Here is a 22245-nt window from a genome sequence, read left to right on the forward strand (position 1 = left end):
TCGTTATCTGAATCTCTGTCCCAGTTCGACCGTCATCCCACGGATACGCACCGGCCACACCGGCAAGCGCTGTGTCGGATCTTCCAGGCAGTTACCGTTTTGCAGGCAGAAATGTTGCTTGTACAGCGGTGCCGCTACCACCACGGTTGCTCCCAGGCTGCCCACCAGCCCACGCCCGATGATGTTCGCGCCCGAGCGTGGGTCACGGTTGCCGACGGCGTACAGCTCCCGCCCGTGTCCAGGCAGGTAGAACAACGCCACCTGCTTGCCCTCGTGCCACACCACCACCCCGGAGTCGGCGACCAGGTCGCTGGCCTGGCACACCGCCTGCCAGCGGATTTCACTTGCTAAAGCCGTGTTGGACAGGTTCATCACATTGCTTCCTCGTGGGTGGGAATCAGCTGAAGCGGCGCGGCCGGTCGGCGTTGGCCACGCTCGCGCACGAAGTGCACATCCGGATCGGCGCGTTGGTCGTTGACAAAGGTGCGGAAGCGCTTGAGCTTTTCCGGATCGCCCAGGGCGTTGGCCCATTCGCATTCGTAGCGGTCGACCACCAGTTGCATCTGTGCCTCGAGCTCGGCGCCCAGGCCCAGGCTGTCGTCGATCACCACCTGCTTGAGGTAGTCGAGCCCGCCTTCGAGGCCCTCGCGCCATACCGAGGTGCGCTGCAGCTTGTCGGCGGTGCGGATGTAGAACATCAGCACGCGGTCGATCAGCCGTACCAGGGTCTCGTCGTCGAGGTCGGTGGCGAACAGTTCGGCGTGGCGCGGGCGCATGCCGCCGTTGCCGCACACGTACAGGTTCCAGCCCTTGTCGGTGGCGATCACGCCGATGTCCTTGCTTTGCGCCTCGGCGCATTCGCGGGTGCAGCCGGACACCGCGAACTTGAGCTTGTGCGGTGAGCGCAGGCCCTTGTAGCGATCCTCCAGGCGCAGCGCCATGGCCACGCTGTCCTGCACGCCATAGCGGCACCAGGTGCTGCCGACACAGGATTTCACCGTGCGCGTCGACTTGCCGTAGGCGTGCCCGGTCTCGAAACCGGCGGCGATCAGCTCGCCCCAGATCAGCGGCAGTTCATGCAGCTGGGCGCCGAACAGGTCGATGCGCTGGCCGCCGGTGATCTTGGTGTAGAGGTCGTATTTCTGCGCCACCTGGCCGATCACGATCAGCTTTTGCGGGGTGATTTCGCCGCCGGGAATGCGCGGCACCACCGAGTAGGTGCCGTTTTTCTGCATGTTGGCCATGAAGGTGTCGTTGGTGTCCTGCAGCGGCACCAGCGCCGGGTCCATGATCGGCTGGTTCCAGCACGAGGCGAGGATGTTGCCTACCGCCGGCTTGCAGATGTCGCAACCCACGTGGCCCTTGCCATGGCGTTCGAGCAGCTCGCTGAAGGTGCGGATGCCCTCCACCCGCACCAATGCGTAGAGTTCCTGGCGGGTGTAGGCGAAGTGCTCGCACAGGCTCTTGTCTACCGTCACGCCACGGGCGGTCAGTTCGTGTTCGAACACCTGCTTGAGCAGGGCTGCGCAGCCACCACAGCCGCTGGCGGCCTTGGTACAGCCCTTGACGGCGGCAAGGTCGGCGCAACCACTGTCGATGGCGGCGCACACCGCGCCCTTGCTGACGTTGTGGCAGGAGCAGATGGTCGCGCTGTCGGGCAGCGCATCGGCGCCCAGGGCCGGCGCGCCACCGCCTTGCGGCAGGATCAGCGCGGCCGGGTCGGCCGGCAGGGCGATGCCATTCTGGGCATACTGCAGCAAGGTGTCGTAGTAGCTGTTGTCGCCCACCAGCACCGCGCCGAGCACCTGCTTGCCGCTGGCATCCACCACCAGCCGGCGGTAGGCGCTGTTGGCCTCGTCGATGAAGCGGTAGCTGCGTGCGCCGGGCGTGGCGCCGTGGGCATCGCCGATCGAGCCGACATCCACGCCCAGCAGCTTGAGCTTGGTCGACATGTCGGCGCCGGTGAAGTCGTCTGCCGCCTCGCCCAGCAGCCGCGCGGCCAGGTTGCGCGCCATGGCGTAGCCGGGGGCGACCAGGCCGAACACGCTGCCATTCCACGACGCGCACTCGCCGATGGCGAAGATCCGCGGATCACTGGTCTTGCACTGGTTGTCGATCACAACACCTCCGCGCGCGGCGATCTCCAGGCCACAGGCCCGGCCCAGGGCGTCCTGTGGGCGAATGCCGGCGGAAAAGACGATCAGATCGGTCTCCAGGTGTTCGCCACCGTCGAAGTTCATCCGGTAGCGGTACTGCTCGCCAGCGCTGATCGACTGGGTCGCGCGGGACAGGTGCACGCCCACGCCGAGGGCCTCGATCCGTGCCTTGAGCGCCGCGCCGCCTTCGCTGTCCAGCTGTACCGGCATCAGGCGTGGGGCGAATTCCACCACATGCGCCTCCAGGCCCAGGGACTTGAGGGCGTTGGCCGCCTCGAGGCCGAGCAGGCCGCCACCGACCACCACGCCACGCCGGGCATCCGCGGCGGCGGCGCGTATCGCGTCGAGGTCCTCGAGGGTGCGGTAGACCAGGCGCGCATTGCCGCTGGAGCCTTCGATCGGCGGCACGAACGGGTAGGAGCCGGTGGCCAGGATCAACTGGTCGTAGCCCAGGCGCCCCTCGGCGGTGAGCAGTTCCTGGCGCTCGCGATCGATGTCCAGCACCGCTTCGCCCAGGTGCAGGTGCACGCCGTGGCGGCTGTAGTAGTCCGGGGCGCACAGGGCCAGGGTCTCGGCGCAGCTGCCGGTGAAATACTCCGACAGGTGCACCCGGTCGTAGGCGCGCTGGCGCTCCTCGCCGAACACATGCAGCTCGAAGTGTGCCGTGGCGCCGCGTTCGATCAACTGCTCGACGCAGTGATGGCCGACCATGCCATTGCCGACGATGACCAGTCGTGCTCGTTGTGCCTCGTTCGCTGTTGCCTGCATAGCCGATCCTCGATCACGGAAAACGAAAAAGGCGCCTGGAGCCGAAGCTCCAGGCGCCTTTGCCTGTACTCATCAGTGTGAGGCCCCTGTTGACCGCCGTTGGTCGTTGGGGCTGTTGTGCATTGGGTGAAGCAGGGAGTGTGCCAGGCTTCCGGTCATCGCGGGGCAAGCCCGCTCCCACAAGGGTTGCAGCTTTGGGCGTGTGCTGGCCAGGTGGTGCGGCCGCACAAGCAGGGTGCAGCCCTCACCACCTTGGTGCATCAATACACATCCCGCCGGTAGCGCTTGTCCCGCCCCAGCCCTTCGACATACGCCGCTGCCGCGGCCTCGTCCAGGCCGCCGTGCTGCGCCACCACCTGGCGCAAGGCCGCATCCACATCCCGGGCCATGCGCTGGGCATCGCCACAGACATACACATGCGCGCCGTCCTGCAGCCAGCGCCACAGTTCGGCGCCCTGTTCCAGCAGGCGTTGCTGCACATAGATCTTCTGCGGCTGGTCGCGGGAGAACGCGGTGCTCAGGCGCACATGGCCCTGTGCTTCCCAAGCCAGCAACTGCTCGCGATAGTAGAAGTCGTGCTCCTCGTGCTGCTCGCCGAAGAACAGCCAGTTGCGGCCAGACGCAGCGCGTTCCCGGCGTTCTTCGAGAAACGCCCGGAAGGGCGCGATGCCGGTGCCGGGGCCGATCATTACGATGGGCGTGCCGTCGTCGTCGGGCAGGCGGAAGTGTCTGGATGGTTGGGCAAAGATGGCCACTTCGACGTCCGCAGCACGGTCGGCGAGAAAGGCCGAGCAGACCCCCTTGCGTTCACCGTAGCGCACTGTGGACACCGTCAGGTGCACCTGCCCGGGATGCGCCTTGGGGCTTGAGCTGATCGAGTACAGCCGCGGCTGCAAGGGCTTGAGCAAGGTCAGCCAACGGCTCAGTGGCCATTGCCGGGGAAACTCGCGCAGCACATCGGCCAGTTGCCGGCCCCATAGCCAGTCCTTGAGCGCGGTCTTGCACTCAGGCTGCAACAACTGTTGCAGAGAGGGTGCGTTTTCGCTGAGCGCTTCGAGCTGTCGTGGCGTGACACGGGCAATCTCCAGATGCCGTTCCAGCGCCAGGCTCAGGGGCATCGGCGTCTGACCTTCAAGCTCGACCACGGCCTGGCCATCGAGTTGCATCAGGCTGAGCAGCTCCTGGACCAGCGCCGGGCAGTTGCGCGGCCACACGCCCAGGGCATCACCGGGCTGATAGTCCAGGCCGCTACTCGTGAGGTCGAACACCAGTTGGCGGGTTTCCTTGGTCGAGCCGGGGCCGTTGAGCAGGCGGTTCTGCACCAGGCGCGCAGGCCATGGCTGGTGCCTGCCGTGAGATTCGGCGGTTGCTGGTGCCGATGTCGCGGGGGTGTTTGTGCCGAGGGCCGCCAGCAGGGCCTCGAGCCACGCACTGAATGCGGCATCGAAATCCGGCTCGCAGTCGACCCGCTCCAGCAGGCGCTGGCCGCCCAGTTCCGCCAGGCGCTGGTCGAGCTTGCGACCGAAGCCGCAGAACTGGTCGTAGCTGGAGTCGCCCAGGGCCAGTACCGCATAGGGCAGCTTGACGCAATCGACGTCGCCCGCGCCCTGCAGGGCCTGCCAGAACGAGGCGCCACTGTCCGGGGCGTCGCCGTCGCCGAAGGTGCTGGCAATCAGCAGTACGCTGGCGCAGCCGCGCAGTTGCGCCGGGCTGACACCTTCCATGCTGCTGAGCTCCACCTTCAGCCCTGCCTCGCGCAGGCGTTTAGCGCAGCGCTCGGCCAGCGCCTCGCCGTTGCCGGTCTGCGAGGCCCACAGCACGCGATGGCAAGGTAATCCTGCCTGTGCCTGAGGCTGGGCGAACAGCCCCGCCAGCAGACCATCCACGAACAGGCGTCGGGGCGGCGCCAGCGGTGCGTTAGCCGGCAGGCTTGGCACGCCTTCGGCCCGCGCCTGTTGCAGGCCGAGCAGGAAACCTTGCAGGTAATGCCGCTCCTCCTCGGCAAGCACCGGGGCAGGCTGTGTCTCCAGGCCCAGCAGGCGGGCGAGGGTGGCGGTCGGCATGGTGACGGGCTCCGAAGGAATGGCGACGTTCAGGTCGAGGGCCTCGATGCGTTCGCCCGCGACCCGTTCGAGGGTCACGGCGCAGTACTTGAAGGCCGGTTGCAGCGAGGTGGGGTCGACGGCGTCGCTGGTCAGCGCGTTGATCGCCAACTGCTCGCCGTACAGGTCATTCCAGTGGAACGGCGCGAAGCAGCCACCAGGCAGCACCCGGTTGCTGAGACGGGCCGGCAGCAGCGCCTGGCCACGGCGTGAACGGATTGCCACCTGGTCCTTGTCGCGGATGCCCAGGCGCCGGGCATCGTCGGGGTGGATCTCGACAAAGGGGCCGGGCTCGAGCCGGTTCAGGCTCGGGACCTTGCCGGTCTTGGTCAGGGTGTGCCACTGGTGTTGCACGCGGCCGGTGTTGAGGACAAAGGGGTAGGCGTCGTCCGGCAGCTCGGCGGGCGCCAGCCAGGGCCGCGCATGAAAACGCGCCTTGCCGCTGACGGTCGGAAAGGCCAGTGCCGCTGGCTGGCCGTGTTCGTCGTTGCGATAGCGCAGCGGGCTGCGGTCATCCTCGCGCCCCGGCGCGCAGGGCCACTGCCGGGGGCTGGCGCGCAGTCCGGCATAGTCGATGCCGCGCAGGTCGTAGCCGGTGTCCGGGTTATGGAAGTGGCGGATCTCATCGAACACCGCCTCGGCGTCGGGGTAGTCGAAGGCATGCGCGTAGCCCAGGGCACAAGCGATGCGCGCGATCAGGCGCCAGTCTTCCAGGCTTTCGCCGGGTGGCTCGACGGCGCGGGGCATCAGGGTCAGGTTGCGCTCGCTGTTGATCATCACCCCTTCACCCTCGGCCCACAGCGCCGCCGGCAGGAGAATGTCGGCGTAGCGGTTGGTCTCGGTGTCGAGGAAGGCGTCCTGGCTGATCACCAGTTGCGCCTGGTTCAGGCCGTCGATCACCTGCTGGCGGTTGGCGACGCTGGCCACCGGGTTGCTGCAGATGATCCAGCAGGCCTTCACCTCGCCGCTCTTGAGCTGTTCGAACAGCGCCACGGTGCCTTCGCCTCCCTCGCTGCGCAACGTGCCGGGCGCCAGCTGCCATTGCCGCTCGACGAAGGCGCGGTGCGCCGCCACCTGTGCCGAGCGTTGGCCCGGTAGGCCCGGCCCCATGTAGCCCATCTCGCGGCCGCCCATTGCGTTGGGCTGGCCGGTCAGCGAGAACGGCCCGCTGCCGGGGCGGCAGATGGCGCCGGTGGCCAGGTGCAGGTTGCACAGGGCATTGCTGTGCCAGGTACCGTGGATGCTCTGGTTCAGGCCCATGGTCCAGCAGCTCATCCATTCGTCGGCCTCGCCGATCAGGCGGGCGGCTGCGCGGATGTCGGCCTCGTCCAACCCGGTGATGGCCGCGACCCGCTCCGGGGTGTAGTCCGCAAGAAACGCCGGCAGGTCCTCCCAGCCCTCGGTATGGCGGGCGATGAAATCCGCGTCGGTGTGGCCGTTGGCATGCAGCAGATAGAGAAGGCCATTGAGCAACGCCAGGTCGGTGCCCGGACGCAGTTGCAGGAACAGGTCGGCCTTGTCGGCGGTGGCGCTGCGCCGGGGGTCGACGACGATCAGCCTGGCCCCGGCCTTGAGCCGGTCCAGCAGGCGCAGGAACAGGATCGGGTGGCAGTCGGCCATGTTCGCGCCGATTACCAGGAACACCTCGGCACGCTCGAAATCCTGGTAGCTGCCCGGCGGTCCGTCGGCGCCCAGCGACTGCTTGTAGCCGCTGCCGGCACTGGCCATGCACAGCCGCGAGTTGGACTCGATATGGCGGGTGCCGATGAATCCCTTGGCCAGTTTGTTGGCCAGGTACTGGGCTTCCAGCGACATCTGCCCGGACACGTACAAGGCCACGGCATCCGCGCCATGGGTGTCGATGATCGCGCGCAACCGCGCGGCGGTTTCGCTGATGGCCGTGTCCAGGCTGCGGCGCGCCGGCTGCTGGTTGCGCTGGTCGCGCACGAAGGCGTGGGCCATGCGCCCGGCCTGCAGCGGCACATGGGCGCTCTGGCCCTTGGTGCACAGGCGGCCGAAGTTGCTCGGGTGCTGCTTGTCGCCACTGACCTTGACCACCTTGCCATCGCTCACGTGCATGACGATGCCGCAGCCGACCCCGCAATACGGGCACACACTGCGCACTTGGCTGTCGCTCATCGGCGATCTCCTGCTGATGAAATGGCAAAGGCGCCGGCTGCCTGGCCTGCCAATCGGCAAGCGGGGCAACACGGCGCCTTCGTCGTGATGGGAGGGGACCATCGGCGTTGATGGTCTCGATGGCGTATGGGCAGCAAATCCCGGGCCATGTCATCGCGGGGCAAGCCCGCTCCCACGCCCCGCAGGTGAGCACGCGTGGGAGCGGGCTTGCCCCGCGATGGGCGTGCACCGATACGGGGAGCCACGCACCAGCGGATGGCACATGCAATTGGATGAGTATATGATTCACATACGTTTCATATATGCGAGTAACTGCACCATGGGCATCGTCAAGATCTCCGACGACCTCCACGAAGACCTGCGCGTGGCCAGCGCCGCGCTGTCGCGTTCGATCAACGCCCAGGCCGAGCACTGGATCCGCATCGGCATGCTGGCCGAGCTGCACCCGCAAGCGACCTACCAGGAACTGCTGCGCCAGTTGCTGCGCCAGGAACAGGCCAACCTCAAGGAGTTGCTGCAATGAGCAAGGTCATCCTCAAGGACGCCGCCGAGCTCAAGCTGATGCGCAACGCCGGCCAACTGCTCGCCCGGGTGTTCGCCGACCTCGACGGTTTCATTCGCCCCGGGGTGACCACGATGCAGATCAACGACCGCGCCGAGGCCTTCATCGTCGAAACCCTCAAGGCCCGGCCGGCGAGCAAGGGCCAATACGGTTTCCCCTATTCGCTGAACACCTCGGTGGACCATGTGGTCTGCCATGGCATGCCCAAGGTCGACGAGGTGCTCAAGGAAGGCTCGATCGTCAACGTCGACATCACCCTGGAGCAGGGCGGCTACATTGCCGACTCGTCGAAGATGTACTGCATCGGCCAGATCGGCGACGAGGCCAGGCGCCTGGTCGACACCACCTATGCCGCCTTGTGGAAGGGCATCGAGCAGGTGCGCCCCGGCGCGACGCTCGGCGATATTGGCCATGCCATCCAGGCCCACGCCGAGGCCGCCGGCTACAGCGTGGTGCGCGAGTACTGCGGGCACGGCATCGGCCGGCAGATGCACGAGGCGCCGGAGGTGCTGCACTACGGCCAGCGCGGCCTGGGCATGCCGCTGCAAGCGGGGATGGTGTTCACCATCGAGCCGATGATCAACCAGGGCGGGCGCGGCACGCGCGGGTTGCGCGATGGCTGGACGGTGATCACCCGCGACCACAGCCTGTCGGCGCAGTGGGAACACACGGTGGCGGTGACCGAGAGCGGATTCGAGGTGCTGACGCTGCGAGAGGAAGAGCAGCGGGTTGTATGAAATTCTTCCGGCAACACGCCTTTGAACCGTCAATACTGGCCATTGGCTTCAAGCGCCGAGGATGAACAACCTTTCACCCAGGAACTTCCTGCGCGCAACCCGCTCTTATGCCGGTAGCCATTGGTCGCGGCCGCCTGCTAAGCTCGCGGCTTTACCCTGATTGCCCTCATGGCGCATGAACAAGGAAATTACATGAAACAGCATCGTTTGGCGGCCGCGGTTGCCCTGGTAGGCCTGGTCCTCGCGGGCTGCGACGCCCAGACCAGCAGCGTCGAGCTGAAGACTCCGGCACAGAAGGCCTCCTACGGTATCGGCCTGAACATGGGCAAGAGCCTGGCCCAGGAAGGCATGGACGACCTGGACTCGAAAGCCGTCGCCCAGGGCATCGAGGACGCGGTAGGCAAGAAAGAGCAGCGCATCAAGGACGAAGAGCTGGTCGAAGCCTTCACCGCCTTGCAGAAGCGCGCCGAAGAACGCCTGGCCAAGGCCAGCGAGGAAGCTGCCGCCGCCGGCAAGAAATTCCTTGAGGAAAACGCCAAGAAGCCTGGCGTGATCACCACCGCTTCGGGCCTGCAGTATGAAGTGGTCAAGAAGGCCGACGGCCCGCAACCCAAGCCGACCGACGTGGTCACCGTCCACTACGAAGGCAAGCTGACCGACGGCAAGGTCTTCGACAGCTCCGTCGAGCGCGGCAGCCCGATCGACCTGCCGGTCAGCGGCGTGATCCCGGGCTGGGTCGAAGGTCTGCAACTGATGCACGTCGGCGAGAAGTACAAGCTGTACATCCCGGCTGAGCTGGCCTATGGCGCCCAGAGCCCGAGCCCGCTGATCCCGGCCAACTCGGTCCTGGTCTTCGACCTGGAACTGATTGCCATCAAGGATCCGGCCAAGGCCGACCAGGCACCGGCCAAGTAATACCCGGCCCGTTGCAAGAAGACGCCCCGTTTCGACGGGGCGTCGTCGTTTTCAGTCCGGCTTGACGCGAACCGTCGGCGTCATTCACTGTCGCAAGCAGTAGCCGCGCAGACACGGGTGCCGGTGTCGCAAAACGTTTGCGCGATTGAAACGGTTGTGTAAAAAACGCCCGATTCGTACCTGGCCCTTGCCCGGCGGGCACCACGCGGCGCCAATGTCGCCCTGTTCACAAGGTTATCCACAATAAATGTGGATAACCCCTGCTCCTCTGGAGGTCCCATGAGCGCACCCTGGAATTTCGCCCGCTTCCTGCCCTTGGCCGAGCGCCTGCTCAGTCGTGGCCGCCTGCCGGCCCTGTTGTTCGCGGTGGCCCGCAAGGGGCCGAAGCTGGGCCAATTACGCGAGGACCTGCGCCTGATGCAGGCGCTGTGCCTGGCCTGGTGGCGTGGCGAGTACCGCGCCGTCAGCCCCAGGGCGCTGGTGACCATCGTTGCCGGGCTGCTGTATTTCGTCAGCCCCCTGGACGCCATCCCCGACTGGTTGCTGGGTGTCGGCCTGCTCGATGACATCGCCGTGCTGGGCTGGGTGCTCAAGACCGTGGCCGATGAGCTGGGCCGTTTCAAGGCCTGGCGCGATGCCCAGTCGCCGGAACGGCTGCGGGTGGTCGAGCGCCTGCCTGATACTCCCGAGGCCCTGCGTCTCGAACGGCCCGGCAGCTGATTCCGCACAGACCCCCGAGGTTGGTAATATAATTGGCATAAGGGTTATGCCTACGGATTACATGCCGTAATCCAACGTCAAGGGGGTTGTATGGGTATTCAGGTCATCAGCCGGGACGGTCAGCCCGAGTACGCAGTGGTTCCCTGGGAGCAATATCAGAAGTTGCTGGCGGCCGCAGGCCAGGCGCCGGCCGTAGCTCCCGACTCAGTCAGTCACAACGAGAGCACTCAACCGAGCGCCAGCCAGTCCTCCCTGGACCAGCTGGCGTCCTTGCGTCAGGCCAAGGGCCTGGCCCCGGAGCAACTGGCACGCAGTGTCGGCATCAGCCCGGCCTACCTGGCGATGATCGAGTCCGGGGAGCGCCGCCCGGACGCTGCGATCCTGCGCAGCCTGGCCTGGCACCTGGGCGTGGCCGGCTGGAGCGAGCCGTCATGAGCCAGGTCAGGATCAGCCGTCAGCAGTGGCAGAGCCTGCTGACCGAGCTCGACCTGGCCCGCCGTCAACGCCACCTGCTCACCTACCGTGCGCTGCTCGAGCGTCTGCAATTGCCCAGCCCGGCCATGCAGACCCTGACGGCGGCCCTCGAGTACCTGGCGACGCTCGACGCCCGCGCCGAGCAGCCGCTGCGCAGCTCGCTGGTGATCAGCCAGGGGGCCAGTCGCCTGCCACGCACCGGGTTCTTCGAGTGCGTCGAGCGCCTGGGGCGGTTTTCCGGACCGGTGGATGGCATGGAAGCGGCATCCTGGCATGCCTCGGAAGTGGTGCGGGTGTTCGAGTATCGCTACCCGGAAGAAGCCTGAAATCGGGGCTGTAGGCTGGATTGTGGGAGCCGGCTTGCCGGCGAAAGGACCGCATAGCGGTCCCCTGGTTTAACTCAGCACAGTCGTATCGATCAGGCTCAGGCCTGAGCCACCGCCATCCTTGGCCTGGCGCTTGGCCTGGGAGGCGAGTTCGGCCAGTTGACCGGCATCCAGCCCGTCGCTGCTGTCGGGCTCCAGCCAGACCACGCCGATCGACAGTGACAGCAAGGCGAACGTCTCCCGCTGCCCCTGACGGTTGTGGGCGATGAAGCAGCCGGCCTCCAGGTGTTCGCTACGGTAGAAGCGCCGGCATTGCCGGCCAAAAGCCTCCAGCAGCAATTGCAGGCGCTCGCGCCAGTCCGTCGAACCCAGCACCAGCATGAAGTCGTCGCCGCCGATATGGCCGACGAAATCCCGGCTCGGATCGACGCAATCGTTCAGGCACTGGGCCAGGCACAACAGCACTTCATCGCCTCGGGCGTAGCCATAGATATCGTTGAAGGGCTTGAAACTGTCGATGTCCACGTAACACACAGCCGCCTTGCGCCGCTGCAACAGCAGGCGTGCCAGGCACTGCTGGATCGGCACGTTGCCCGGCAGCAGGGTGAGCGGATTGGCGTGCCTTGCCTGCTGGATCTTCTGCTCGGTGATCAGCTTGAGCACGTCGATCACCCGCCCAAGCCCCAGGTAACGCCCATTCTGGGTGATGATGAAGTCTTCCTCGATACGCTGGCGCGCACGGCTGGTAAGCAGGCGGCTGACCTGCTGCAGCGACTGGCCGCGCTCGACGGCGAGAAAATCCTGGCTCATCAGGCGGCTGATCGGCTTGCGCGCGAACAGGTCGGTGCCGAAAGGCTGGAGCAGGACGTCGGCGAGCGAGTGGCGGTGGACGATGCCACAGGGGCGACCTTGTTCGTCCAGCACGGCGAGGGAGTTGAGGTTGGCCTGTCGACGGAAAGCGTCGAGCACCTGCTGCGTGGCGGTGTCGAGGGTGACCGAGGGTTGCTGGATAAGCAGGGCGCTGAGGTCGCGGCTGTCCTCGCACAGCGCAACGCCCGAGCCTGTCACTGGGGGCGGCAGGCCGAGGCTGTCGCCTGCTGGAAACTCCTGAGGGCGGCCGAGCAGGTAGCCCTGGACCAGGGTCACCCCCATGTCGCCCAGCACTGCCAGCTCCTCGGCCAGTTCGATGCCCTCGGCGATCACCTGGGCGCGGGAGGCACGGGCGATCTGCAGGATGGAGCCGACGAACTCGCGCTTGAGCGGGTCCTGGTGGATGCCATCGATGAAATGACGGTCGATCTTCACATAGTCCGGGCGCAGCTCCGACCACAGGCGCAGGCTCGAGTAACCGGCGCCCAGGTCGTCCAGGGCAATGGAGAAACCCATGTCGCGGTAGTGGTGCAGGGCGTTGTACAGCAGCTGGAAGTCTTCGGTAGGCGTCTGCTCGGTCAGCTCGATGACTACTCGGCTGGGTGCCAGGCCGACCTGTTCGAGCATTTTCAGGGTGCGCCCGGACGGGTAGTCGGGCTCGACCAGGGACTCGGGCGAGACGTTGAGGAACAACAGGCCCGGAAGGTTCAGCTCGCTGAAACGGCGGCAGGCGGTTTCACGGCACAGCACCTCCAGTTCGGCGAGGCGGCCGGCCTGGCGGGCGATGGCGAAGAGGTTCAGCGGCGAGTGCAGTGGGCTGTTGGACGGGCCGCGGCTCAGGGCCTCATAGCCGAGGATACGCCTTTCAGAGAGGCAGACGATGGGTTGGAACAGACAGTGGACGCTGCGTTGAGCCAGGATGGCGCTCAATGCGCTGAGCTGTTCGGTGACGGTCATGGACTGCTTCCTGAAGTGAAAAAGGCCGGACGCTTGCACGTCCGGCCCTTACATTTCACGACAGTCCGGTGACTGTTTGATGACAGGTCACATTATTTCGCCATCATTTCAGTGCTTGGCCACCGACGTGCTGAGGCCCAGATAGTCGAGCAGGATGCGACCGGTCTCGGACAGGTAGGCATCGTCCTCGGGCTTGGTGTCGTCCGGCTCGGCGGGCAGGGCGTCCTCGTCTTCCTTTTTAAGTTCCTTGAGCGGCTCTTCGCCCTTGGCCTTGCGGCGGATGTTCTCCAGCGCCAGCTGCTTGGCCTCGATCTCGTCGTGGCGGGCGCGACGTTGCTGCTCGTTGAGGCTGACGGTCTTTTCGTTCATCAGCTTCTGGGTCAGCGCCAGGCGATCGCGGATGTAGACGAACTCGGCATCCTTGTCGCTGCGCGCCTCATGCTGCGCCTTGAGCTGGGCCAGGAACGGCTTGAACGGATCGAAGGCCGGCTTGACCACCGGGCGGATGGTGTCCCACGGCATGGCCTCAGGCAGCGCGCTTTCGCCGATTTCCTTGGTGTCGATGATCGACGGATAGGCGATGTCCGGCAGCACGCCCTGGTGCTGGGTGCTCTGCCCGGAAACCCGGTAGAACTTGGCCAGGGTCAGCTTGAGCTCACCATGGTTGAGTGGCTGGATAGTCTGCACGGTACCCTTGCCGAAGGTCTGGCCGCCGATGATCAGCGCGCGGTGGTAGTCCTGCATGGCACCGGCGAAGATCTCCGAGGCCGAGGCCGACAGGCGGTTTACCAGCAGCGCCAGCGGGCCTTTGTAGAAGGCGCCCGGGTTCTCGTCCTCGAGCACGTCGACACGGCCGTCGGCGTTGCGCACCAGTACGGTCGGGCCCTTCTCGATGAACAGGCTGGTCAGCTCGGTGGCTTCCTGCAGCGAGCCGCCACCGTTGTTGCGCAGGTCGATGACCACGCCGTCGACTTTTTCCTTCTGCAGCTCGGTGAGCAGCTTTTTCACGTCGCGGGTGGTGCTCTTGTAGTCCGGATCGCCTGCGCGATAGGCCTTGAAGTCCAGGTAGAAGGCCGGGATTTCGATGATCCCCAGCTTGTAGTCACGCCCGTCCTGCTTGAGCTTGAGCACCGACTTCTTCGCCGCCTGCTCCTCGAGCTTGACCGCTTCGCGGGTGATCGAGACGATCTTGCTGGTCTGGTCGTTCGGCGCGTTGCTGGCCGGAATGACCTCCAGGCGCACCACCGAGCCTTTCGGGCCGCGGATCAGCTTGACCACCTCGTCCAGGCGCCAGCCGACCACGTCGACCATTTCCTTGTTGCCCTGGGCCACGCCGATGATCTTGTCTGCCGGGGCGACCTGCTTGGTCTTGGCGGCAGGGCCTGCCGGCACCAGGCGCACGATCTTGACCTGGTCGTTGTCACTCTGCAGCACCGCGCCGATGCCTTCGAGCGACAGGCTCATGTTGATGTCGAAGTTCTCGGCGTTGTCCGGCGACAGGTAGTTGGTGTGCGGGTCGTAGGACTGGGCGAAGGTATTGATGTAGGCCTGGAAGATGTCTTCCGCGCGGGTCTGGTCCAGGCGCGCCAGCTGGTTCTTGTAACGCTTGATCAGGGTTTCCTGGATCTGCTTGAGCTCCTTGCCGGAGATCTTCTGGCGCAGCACCTCGTCTTTCACGCGCTTGCGCCACAGGTCGTCGAGCTCGGCCTGGTTCTTCATCCAGGGCGCGTCCTTGCGGTCGACCAGCAGGTCTTCCTTGGCGCTGAAGTCGATCTTGTCGACGCCTTTGTTCAGCTCGCCCAGGGCATAGTCCAGGCGCTGCTTCACGCGGTCCAGGTAGCGCTTGTAGATGGTGAAGCCGGGTTCGAGGTTGCCGCTTTTGAGGAAGTCGTCGAACTGGGTCTTCCATTTGTCGAATTCGGCGATGTCGGCCGCGGTGAAGTAGCTGCGCGACGGGTCGAGCAGCTTGATGTAGCTGTCGTAGATGATGACCGAACGGGCGTCGTCGAGCGGCGGCTTGCTGTAGTGGTGGCGCTTGAGCAGCTCGACGATGTTGAGGCTGGCCACGACCTCGTCGCGGTCCGGCTGCAGGCTGTCCCACTTGTTGGCGGCGGCCGCATTGCCACCGAGCGTGAGGCTGCCCAGGCCGATCATGAGGGCGAGGGCGGTGCTGGGGAGGAAATGCTTCATGCTGATTCGACGTGGAGGCAATTGATCACGCATAGTAGGCCGTCTTTTCCGTTCGCCGGTTCCATCGGAGCCGGACGCATACTGCAAAAAGCCTGGGACGTGCTTATCCCAGGCTCAGTCATATGATTCAACTATGGAGGCACTGTGAAGGCATTGCAAGGCGTTGACGGACATGTGGCGTGGGTCGAGGCCGAGCGCCCGGCCTGCGATGCCGGGCAGGTGCGCATCCGAGTGGCCGCCGCCGGGCTGAACCGCGCCGACTTGCTGCAGCGGGCCGGACTGTACCCGCCACCGCCTGGCGCCAGTCCATATATGGGCCTGGAGTGCTCAGGGATCGTCGAGGAGGTCGGGGCTGGCGCCGATTGGCGCGTGGGCGACCGGGTCTGCGCGCTGCTGGCTGGCGGCGGCATGGCCGAGGAAGTCGTGGTCGACGCCCGGCACGTGCTGCCGGTGCCTGAAGGCCTGAGCCTGCACGAGGCAGCGGCGGTGCCCGAGGTGTATGCCACGGCCTGGCTGAACATCTTCCAGCTGGGCGCGTTGAAAGCCGGCGAGAAGGTGCTGGTGCATGCCGGTGCCAGTGGTGTGGGCTCCGCGGCCATCCAGTTGTGCAAGGCGTTCGGCAACCCGGTGTGGGTCAGTGTCGGTTCGCCGGAGCGCCTGGCCTATTGTCAGTCCCTCGGCGCCGCCGGCGGCGTGGTGCGCAATGACAACCTCGACGATCTGGAGCAGCTCGGGCCGTTCGACGTGATCCTCGACCCGGTGGGCGCCAGCTATGGCCCGCTCAACCTCAAGCTGTTGGCCCGTGACGGGCGCTGGGTGATCATTGGCCTGATGGGCGGGCGCAAGGTCGAGCTGGACCTGGCGCTGGTGCTGGGCAAGCGCCTGGAGATTACCGGTTCGACCTTGCGCAACCGCGATGACGCGTTCAAGGCAGAGTTGTTGCGCGAGCTGCGCCAGCAGGTGTGGCCGCTGTTCGCCGAGGGGCGCCTGTCGCCACAGCTGGTCGACACCTACCCGGTGGCATTCGCCGAGGCCGCCTACGCGGAGCTGGCGAGCAACCAGGTGTCCGGCAAGCTGGTGCTGGTGATCGACCCTACACTTGTGTGATCTGGCGCATGCCCCTGTAGGAGCGGCCTTGTGCCGCGAAAGGGCTGCGAAGCAGCCCCGGCGGTTGATGCGTCAATCGATCAACCCTGGGGCTGCTTCGCGACCCTTTCGCGGCACAAGGCCGCTCCTACAGGGATCGCGCAGACTGCCTACGGCACCAGGATGGTGTCCCGGGCCTCGGGCAGCATCCCCGGGTAGTCCAGGGTGTAGTGCAGGCCCCGGCTTTCCTTGCGCTGCATGGCCGAGCGGATCATCAGCTCGGCCACCTGCGCCAGGTTGCGCAGTTCGATCAGGTCGCGGCTGACCTTGTAGTTGCTGTAGAACTCGTCGATCTCGTCCAGCAGCATGCGCACCCGGTGCTCGGCACGCTGCAGGCGCTTGCTGGTGCGCACGATGCCGACATAGTCCCACATGAACCGCCGCAGCTCGTCCCAGTTGTGGGCGATGATCACGTCCTCGTCCGAGTCGGTCACCTGGCTTGCGTCCCAGCAGGGCAGGGCGCGGGGCATGGCCACCTGCTCCAGGCGCGCCTCGATGTCGGCGGCGGCGGCGCGACCATAGACGAAACATTCGAGCAGCGAGTTGCTGGCCATGCGGTTGGCGCCGTGCAGGCCGGTGAAGCTGGTCTCGCCGATGGCGTACAGGCCGGGCACGTCGGTGTGGCCGTGCTCGTCGATCATCACCCCGCCACAGGTGTAGTGGGCCGCAGGCACCACCGGGATCGGCTGGCGGGTGATGTCGATGCCGAAGGTCAGGCAGCGCTCGTAGACCGTCGGGAAGTGGCTGGTGATGAAATCGGCCGGCTTGTGGCTGATGTCCAGGTAGACGCAGTCCACCCCCAGGCGCTTCATCTCGTGGTCGATGGCGCGGGCGACGATGTCTCGTGGCGCCAGCTCCTCGCGCGGATCGAAGCGCGGCATGAAGCGCTCGCCGTTGGGCAGGCGCAGCAGGGCACCCTCGCCGCGCAGGGCCTCGGTGATCAGGAAACTCTTGGCCTGTGGGTGGTACAGGCAGGTCGGGTGGAACTGGTTGAACTCCAGGTTCGCCACCCGGCAACCGGCGCGCCAGGCCATGGCGATGCCGTCGCCGCAGGCGCCGTCGGGGTTGCTGGTATACAGGTAGACCTTGGCCGCGCCGCCGGTGGCCAGTACGGTGAAGCGCGCGCCGAAGGTGTCCACCTCGCCGCTGTTGCGGTCCAGCACGTAGGCGCCCAGGCAGCGGTCGCCGTCCAGGCCCAGGCGGCGCTCGGTGATCAGGTCGACGGCCACGCGTTGTTCGAGCAGTTCGATGTTCGCGCGTTGCCGAGCCTGTTCCAACAGGGTGGTGAAGATCGCGGCGCCCGTGGCATCGGCGGCGTGGATGATGCGCCGGTGGCTGTGGCCGCCCTCGCGGGTCAGGTGGAATTCGAAGCCGCCGTCGTCGACGCTGTAGTGTTCGTCGCGGGTGAACGGCACGCCTTGCTCGATCAGCCACTGGATGGCCTCGCGGCTGTGCTCGACGGTGAAGCGCACGGCGTCCTCGTGGCACAGCCCACCACCGGCGTTGAGGGTGTCCTCGACATGGGACTGCACGGTGTCGGTGTCGTCGAGCACCGCGGCGACGCCGCCCTGGGCCCAGAAGGTCGAGCCGTTGGCCAGGTCGCCCTTGCTCAGCACGGCGATGCGCAGGTGGCGCGGAAGGTTCAGTGCCAGGCTGAGACCGGCGGCACCGCTGCCGATCACCAGGACATCATGTTGGAATTGTTGGCTCATGTCGGGACACTAGTAATCTTTGGAAGGGGCACGGCACAATAGTCGAGCGCAGATGGCACTGTGAAACTATCGTGAAACCTGGCCGGGATGCCTTTATAGCAGCCCCGGGCGCCTGATTTCCAATGGCGCATACGGGTGGATGGCGATCTTTATGGGAACTTTCCGATACCCCTGGAAATCCTATGAAGGCTGCCCGTACGCCACAGATCGCCGCGGCGACGCAAGGCGGCAGCTCTATCTTGGGCTGGCACCTGCGTAATGAAACCAGATTATCGACGCAGCCGGCCGTGACCGCGCTGCGTCTTTCGTGCGAGCCGACCAAGGGCCGCAGGAAACTTGCTTGGAGGGGAGAACTTTTGCGCAAAGCCCGAGTCTATGGTTGCAAGCCTGAACGATGGCTGTTGCAGCGCTCCTTCGAGATCACTGAGGAGTGTTCATGCTAACCCAGGAAGAGGATCAGCAGCTTGTCGAGCGCGTGCAGCGTGGCGACAGGCGAGCTTTCGATCTGTTGGTGCTGAAGTATCAGCACAAGATTCTCGGGTTGATCGTGCGTTTTGTACACGACACCCATGAGGCGCAGGACGTGGCGCAGGAAGCCTTCATCAAGGCATACCGGGCGCTTGGGAATTTTCGCGGTGACAGTGCTTTTTATACCTGGCTGTACCGCATCGCCATCAACACGGCGAAGAACTACCTGGTGTCCCGCGGTAGACGGCCACCAGACAGCGATGTGAGCTCCGAGGATGCGGAGTTTTACGACGGCGATCATGGTCTCAAGGATCTCGAGTCCCCAGAGCGCGCGTTGTTGCGGGATGAAATCGAAGGCACTGTCCATCGCACCATCCAGCAACTGCCGGAAGACCTGCGTACAGCATTGACGCTGCGCGAGTTCGATGGACTGAGTTACGAGGACATTGCCAGCGTCATGCAATGTCCAGTGGGTACCGTGCGCTCTCGAATCTTCCGCGCTCGGGAGGCCATAGACAAAGCCCTGCAACCTTTGTTGCAGGAAACCTGAGACAGCGGCGACAGCCAAGAGAGGAACCGCCATGAGTCGTGAAGCTTTGCAGGAATCGCTGTCCGCGGTGATGGATAACGAAGCGGACGAACTGGAACTGCGTCGCGTGCTGAACGCCGTCGACGATGCCGAAACCCGTGCCACCTGGTCGCGTTACCAGGTTGCCCGCGCAGCCATGCACAAGGAGCTGCTGCTGCCCAAGCTGGACATCGCCTCGGCGGTTTCCGCGGCGCTGGCCGACGAGGCCGTGCCGGCCAAGGTCAAGCAGGGCCCGTGGCGCAGCATCGGCCGCCTGGCCGTGGCCGCTTCCGTGACCGTTGCCGTACTGGCCGGCGTGCGTTTCTACAACCAGGACGAGATCACTGGTGCCGAGCTGGCCGCCCAGCAGCCTGCCCAGCAGGGCCTGAGCATGCCACAGGCGCAAGGCCCAGCCGTATTGGCAGGCTATAGTGAAGGCAACGAGCAACCGACCGGGCCGATGGCCAACGGTGTGCTGCAGAACCAGGCCGGCTGGGATCAACGTCTGCCGGGTTACCTGCGCCAGCACGCCCAGGAGTCCGCGCTGAAGGGCAACGAGACCGCGCTGCCTTACGCCCGCGCCGCCAGCCTGGAAAACCGCTAAGTTAAGGAGGATCATGCGCGCGCTACCTCTCCTGTCGCTGCTGCTTGGCAGCAGCCTGACGGTGCAGGCCCTGGCCGCCAACTCCTCGCCCGAGGCGAGTGAGTGGCTGAACAAGCTGGCACGGGCCGAGCAGCAGCAGAGTTACCAGGGATCCTTCGTCTACGAACGCAACGGCAGCTTCTCATCCCACGATATCTGGCATCGCGTCCAGGACGGCAAGGTCAGCGAGCGGCTGCTGCAGCTCGACGGCTCGGCCCAGGAAATCGTGCGGGTCGATGGCAAGGTGCAGTGCGTCAGCGGCAACCTGGTCAGCAGCGTGGGCACACCGCCGGACAGCGCCCCGCGGGTGCTTGATCCCCTGAAACTGATGAGCTGGTACGACCTGAGCGTGGCGGGCAAATCACGCGTCGCCGGGCGCGACGCGGTGATTGTCGCGCTCACCCCGCGTGACCAGCATCGCTATGCCTTCGAATTGCACCTGGACCGCCGCACCGGCCTGCCCCTGCGCTCGTTGATGCTCAACGACAAGGGTCAGTTGCTCGAGCGCTTCCAGATGACCCGTCTGGACACCGACAATTTGCCGACCGATGCCGAACTGGGGGCCAGCGCGAGCTGCAAACCGGTCGAGCGCAAGGCTGCCGGCACCGCCGAAACCGTCGCCGGATGGCGTTCGGACTGGCTGCCGCCGGGCTTCGAGCTGGTCAACAGCTCGGTGCGTCGCGACCCTGAGCGCAAGAGCACCGTCAGCAGCCTCATGTATGACGACGGCCTCGCTCGTTTCTCGGTGTTCCTCGAGCCGATCGGCAACGAGGCCGGTATCGATACCCGTGCCCAGCTCGGTCCCACCGTCGCGGTGTCGCGGCGCCTGACCACGCCCAAGGGCAAAGTAATGGTCACCGTGGTCGGCGAGATCCCGCTGGGGACCGCTGAACGTGTCGCCCTGTCGATGCGGGCCCAGGATGCCCAGGCGCGTCAATGACGGCGCGCCTTCTGACAGCTCTTGTTACACAGAGCTGACATGAAATTAAGGCATTGTCATTTGCAATCCTGCCGCAAATTTTCTATAGGTCAGGCTTCTCGGAGTCTGGCCTTTCCTGCGTCTGCGGGAACCTTACTGCTAACTACGCTCGTTGTGACGGGAGCCGTATGTCAATACCACGCTTGAAAACCTACCTATCGATGTTCGCCGCCGTGCTCATGCTCGGCCAGGTGCTCAGCGCCCAGGCCGAAGAGTCCCTGCCGGACTTCACCACCCTGGTCGAGCAGGCCTCGCCGGCGGTGGTCAACATCAGTACCAAGCAGAAACTGCCGGACCGCCGCGTCGCCGCCGGGCAGATGCCGGACCTCGAAGGCCTGCCGCCGATGTTCCGCGAGTTCTTCGAGCGCAACATGCCGCAGCAGCCGCGCTCGCCCCGTGGCGATCGCCAGCGCGAAGCACAGTCGCTGGGCTCGGGCTTCATCATCTCCAGCGACGGCTATGTGCTGACCAACAACCACGTGGTGGCCGACGCCGACGAGATCATCGTCCGCCTGTCCGACCGCAGCGAACTGCAGGCCAAGCTGGTAGGCACCGACCCGCGCACCGATGTGGCCCTGCTCAAGGTCGAAGGCAAGAACCTGCCGATCGTCAAGCTGGGCGACTCGGAGAAGCTCAAGGTCGGTGAGTGGGTGCTGGCCATCGGCTCGCCGTTCGGCTTCGACCATTCTGTGACCAAAGGTATCGTCAGCGCCAAGGGCCGTACGCTGCCCAACGACACCTATGTACCGTTCATCCAGACCGACGTGGCCATCAACCCGGGCAACTCCGGTGGCCCGCTGTTCAACATGAAAGGCGAGGTGGTGGGCATCAACTCGCAGATCTTCACCCGTTCCGGCGGCTTCATGGGCCTGTCGTTCGCCATCCCGATCGACGTGGCGATCGATGTGTCGAACCAGCTGAAGAAGGATGGCAAGGTCAGCCGCGGCTGGCTGGGCGTGGTGATCCAGGAGGTCAACAAGGACCTCGCTGAGTCCTTCGGCCTGGACAAGCCGGCCGGCGCCCTGGTGGCCCAGGTCCTGGAAAACGGCCCGGCAGCCAAGGGCGGCCTGCAGGTGGGCGACGTGATCCTGAGCATGAACGGCCAGCCGATCGTCATGTCCGCCGACCTGCCGCACCTGGTCGGCAGCCTCAAGGACGGCGAGAAGGCCAAGCTGGAGATCATCCGCAACGGCAAGCGTCAGAACCTGGACGTCACCATCGGCGCGTTGCCTGAGGATGACGCCGACATCGGTCTGGGCGCGGGTGCCGATGGCAGCGCCGAGCGCAGCAGCAACCGTCTGGGCGTATCCGTGTCGGACCTGACCGCCGAGCAGAAGAAGTCGCTGGAACTCAAGGGCGGCGTGGTCATCAAGGAAGTCCAGGATGGTCCGGCGGCCATGATCGGCCTGCGTCCGGGTGATGTCATCAGCCACCTGAACAACCAGGCCATCGCCTCGGCCAAGCAGTTCACCGAGATCGCCAAGGAGCTGCCGAAGAACCGTTCGGTGTCCATGCGTGTGCTGCGTCAGGGGCGTGCCAGCTTCATCACCTTCAAGCTGGCTGAATAAGCGGGTTGAACAGTAGGGAAAGGGCAGCTTCGGCTGCCTTTTTTCATGAAATTTCACAATTCTCTGTAGGAGCGGCCTTGTGCCGCGATCGGGCGCGCAGCGGCCGCAGAGGCACCGTCACCGCTCGCCAGGTGCAGCGCATGCTGGATATTGCGGCCGCTGCGCGCCCGATCGCGGCACAAGGCCGCTCCTACAGTGCGTAAGTGCACCCGATAGAGGAATCTCCCATATCCCTCCGGCTTGAG

General features: G+C 65.4%; 17 protein-coding genes. 11 read left to right on the forward strand and 6 right to left on the reverse strand.

Annotated features, from left to right (window positions below; translation table 11 throughout):
- Positions 1-3 precede the first annotated feature (3 nt).
- The 3 genes from nirD to LU671_RS12140 form a co-directional block, all read right to left on the reverse strand.
- Entirely contained in the window at positions 4-372 is a 369-nt protein-coding gene (gene nirD / locus LU671_RS12130; RefSeq protein ID WP_232855775.1) for a nitrite reductase small subunit NirD, read from the reverse strand.
- Positions 372-2924 (reverse strand): nitrite reductase large subunit NirB, encoded by a 2553-nt coding sequence (gene nirB / locus LU671_RS12135; protein WP_232855776.1) that lies wholly within the window; start codon positions 2922-2924, stop codon positions 372-374. Before nirB ends, nirD begins: the two co-directional genes overlap by 1 nt.
- Before the next feature lie 260 nt (positions 2925-3184).
- A complete protein-coding gene (locus tag LU671_RS12140) occupies positions 3185-7165 on the reverse strand; it encodes a bifunctional nitrate reductase/sulfite reductase flavoprotein subunit alpha (protein WP_232855777.1) in 3981 nt (1326 codons plus the stop codon).
- 319 nt (positions 7166-7484) lie between these two features.
- On the opposite strand from LU671_RS12140, the gene LU671_RS12145 reads away from it, so the two are divergent.
- From LU671_RS12145 to LU671_RS12170, 6 genes are all read left to right on the forward strand, one after another.
- Positions 7485-7688: a ParD-like family protein gene (locus LU671_RS12145; protein ID WP_050703975.1), complete on the forward strand. Its 204-nt coding sequence runs from the start codon at positions 7485-7487 to the stop codon at positions 7686-7688.
- On the forward strand, positions 7685-8464 hold the full coding sequence (map, locus tag LU671_RS12150) for a type I methionyl aminopeptidase (RefSeq protein ID WP_232855778.1): 780 nt from the start codon (positions 7685-7687) through the stop codon (positions 8462-8464). The genes LU671_RS12145 and map overlap by 4 nt, the downstream gene beginning before the upstream one ends.
- A gap of 192 nt (positions 8465-8656) precedes the next feature.
- Complete coding sequence (locus LU671_RS12155; RefSeq protein WP_050703977.1) at positions 8657-9379, forward strand: FKBP-type peptidyl-prolyl cis-trans isomerase; 723 nt, start codon at positions 8657-8659, stop codon at positions 9377-9379.
- Between the two features lie 279 nt (positions 9380-9658).
- Complete coding sequence (locus tag LU671_RS12160; protein WP_050703978.1) at positions 9659-10099, forward strand: YkvA family protein; 441 nt, start codon at positions 9659-9661, stop codon at positions 10097-10099.
- Between the two features lie 90 nt (positions 10100-10189).
- Complete coding sequence (locus tag LU671_RS12165) at positions 10190-10534, forward strand: helix-turn-helix domain-containing protein (RefSeq protein ID WP_203647798.1); 345 nt, start codon at positions 10190-10192, stop codon at positions 10532-10534.
- On the forward strand, positions 10531-10899 hold the full coding sequence (locus tag LU671_RS12170) for a hypothetical protein (protein WP_050703980.1): 369 nt from the start codon (positions 10531-10533) through the stop codon (positions 10897-10899). Before LU671_RS12165 ends, LU671_RS12170 begins: the two co-directional genes overlap by 4 nt.
- A 69-nt stretch (positions 10900-10968) precedes the next feature.
- Here the strand turns inward: LU671_RS12170 and LU671_RS12175 are convergent, their stop codons facing one another.
- Together LU671_RS12175 and LU671_RS12180 are read right to left on the reverse strand one after the other, a co-directional pair.
- On the reverse strand, positions 10969-12726 hold the full coding sequence (locus LU671_RS12175) for a bifunctional diguanylate cyclase/phosphodiesterase (protein ID WP_232855779.1): 1758 nt from the start codon (positions 12724-12726) through the stop codon (positions 10969-10971).
- 108 nt (positions 12727-12834) lie between these two features.
- On the reverse strand, positions 12835-14916 hold the full coding sequence (locus tag LU671_RS12180; RefSeq protein WP_203647797.1) for a carboxy terminal-processing peptidase: 2082 nt from the start codon (positions 14914-14916) through the stop codon (positions 12835-12837).
- Positions 14917-15060: 144 nt separating this feature from the next.
- On the opposite strand from LU671_RS12180, the gene LU671_RS12185 reads away from it, so the two are divergent.
- The gene (locus tag LU671_RS12185; protein WP_232855780.1) at positions 15061-16023 is read left to right on the forward strand and encodes an NAD(P)H-quinone oxidoreductase; all 963 of its coding nucleotides are present in this window, start codon (positions 15061-15063) and stop codon (positions 16021-16023) included.
- 149 nt (positions 16024-16172) lie between these two features.
- Here LU671_RS12185 and nadB read toward each other — a convergent pair whose 3' ends face one another.
- Positions 16173-17774 (reverse strand): L-aspartate oxidase, encoded by a 1602-nt coding sequence (gene nadB / locus LU671_RS12190; protein ID WP_203647795.1) that lies wholly within the window; start codon positions 17772-17774, stop codon positions 16173-16175.
- Between the two features lie 436 nt (positions 17775-18210).
- On the opposite strand from nadB, the gene rpoE reads away from it, so the two are divergent.
- The 4 genes from rpoE (at position 18211) to LU671_RS12210 (ending at position 22000) form a co-directional block, all read left to right on the forward strand.
- Complete coding sequence (gene rpoE, locus LU671_RS12195) at positions 18211-18792, forward strand: RNA polymerase sigma factor RpoE (RefSeq protein ID WP_010220971.1); 582 nt, start codon at positions 18211-18213, stop codon at positions 18790-18792.
- 31 nt (positions 18793-18823) lie between these two features.
- Positions 18824-19414: a sigma-E factor negative regulatory protein gene (locus LU671_RS12200; protein WP_203647794.1), complete on the forward strand. Its 591-nt coding sequence runs from the start codon at positions 18824-18826 to the stop codon at positions 19412-19414.
- Between the two features lie 13 nt (positions 19415-19427).
- Positions 19428-20393: a MucB/RseB C-terminal domain-containing protein gene (locus tag LU671_RS12205; protein ID WP_232855781.1), complete on the forward strand. Its 966-nt coding sequence runs from the start codon at positions 19428-19430 to the stop codon at positions 20391-20393.
- A gap of 200 nt (positions 20394-20593) precedes the next feature.
- Positions 20594-22000 (forward strand): DegQ family serine endoprotease, encoded by a 1407-nt coding sequence (locus LU671_RS12210; protein ID WP_442799908.1) that lies wholly within the window; start codon positions 20594-20596, stop codon positions 21998-22000.
- Positions 22001-22245: the final 245 nt, after the last annotated feature.

It is taken from the genome of Pseudomonas sp. NMI760_13, from assembly GCF_021283245.1.
GTDB classification, from domain to species: Bacteria; Pseudomonadota; Gammaproteobacteria; order Pseudomonadales; family Pseudomonadaceae; genus Aquipseudomonas; species Aquipseudomonas peradeniyensis.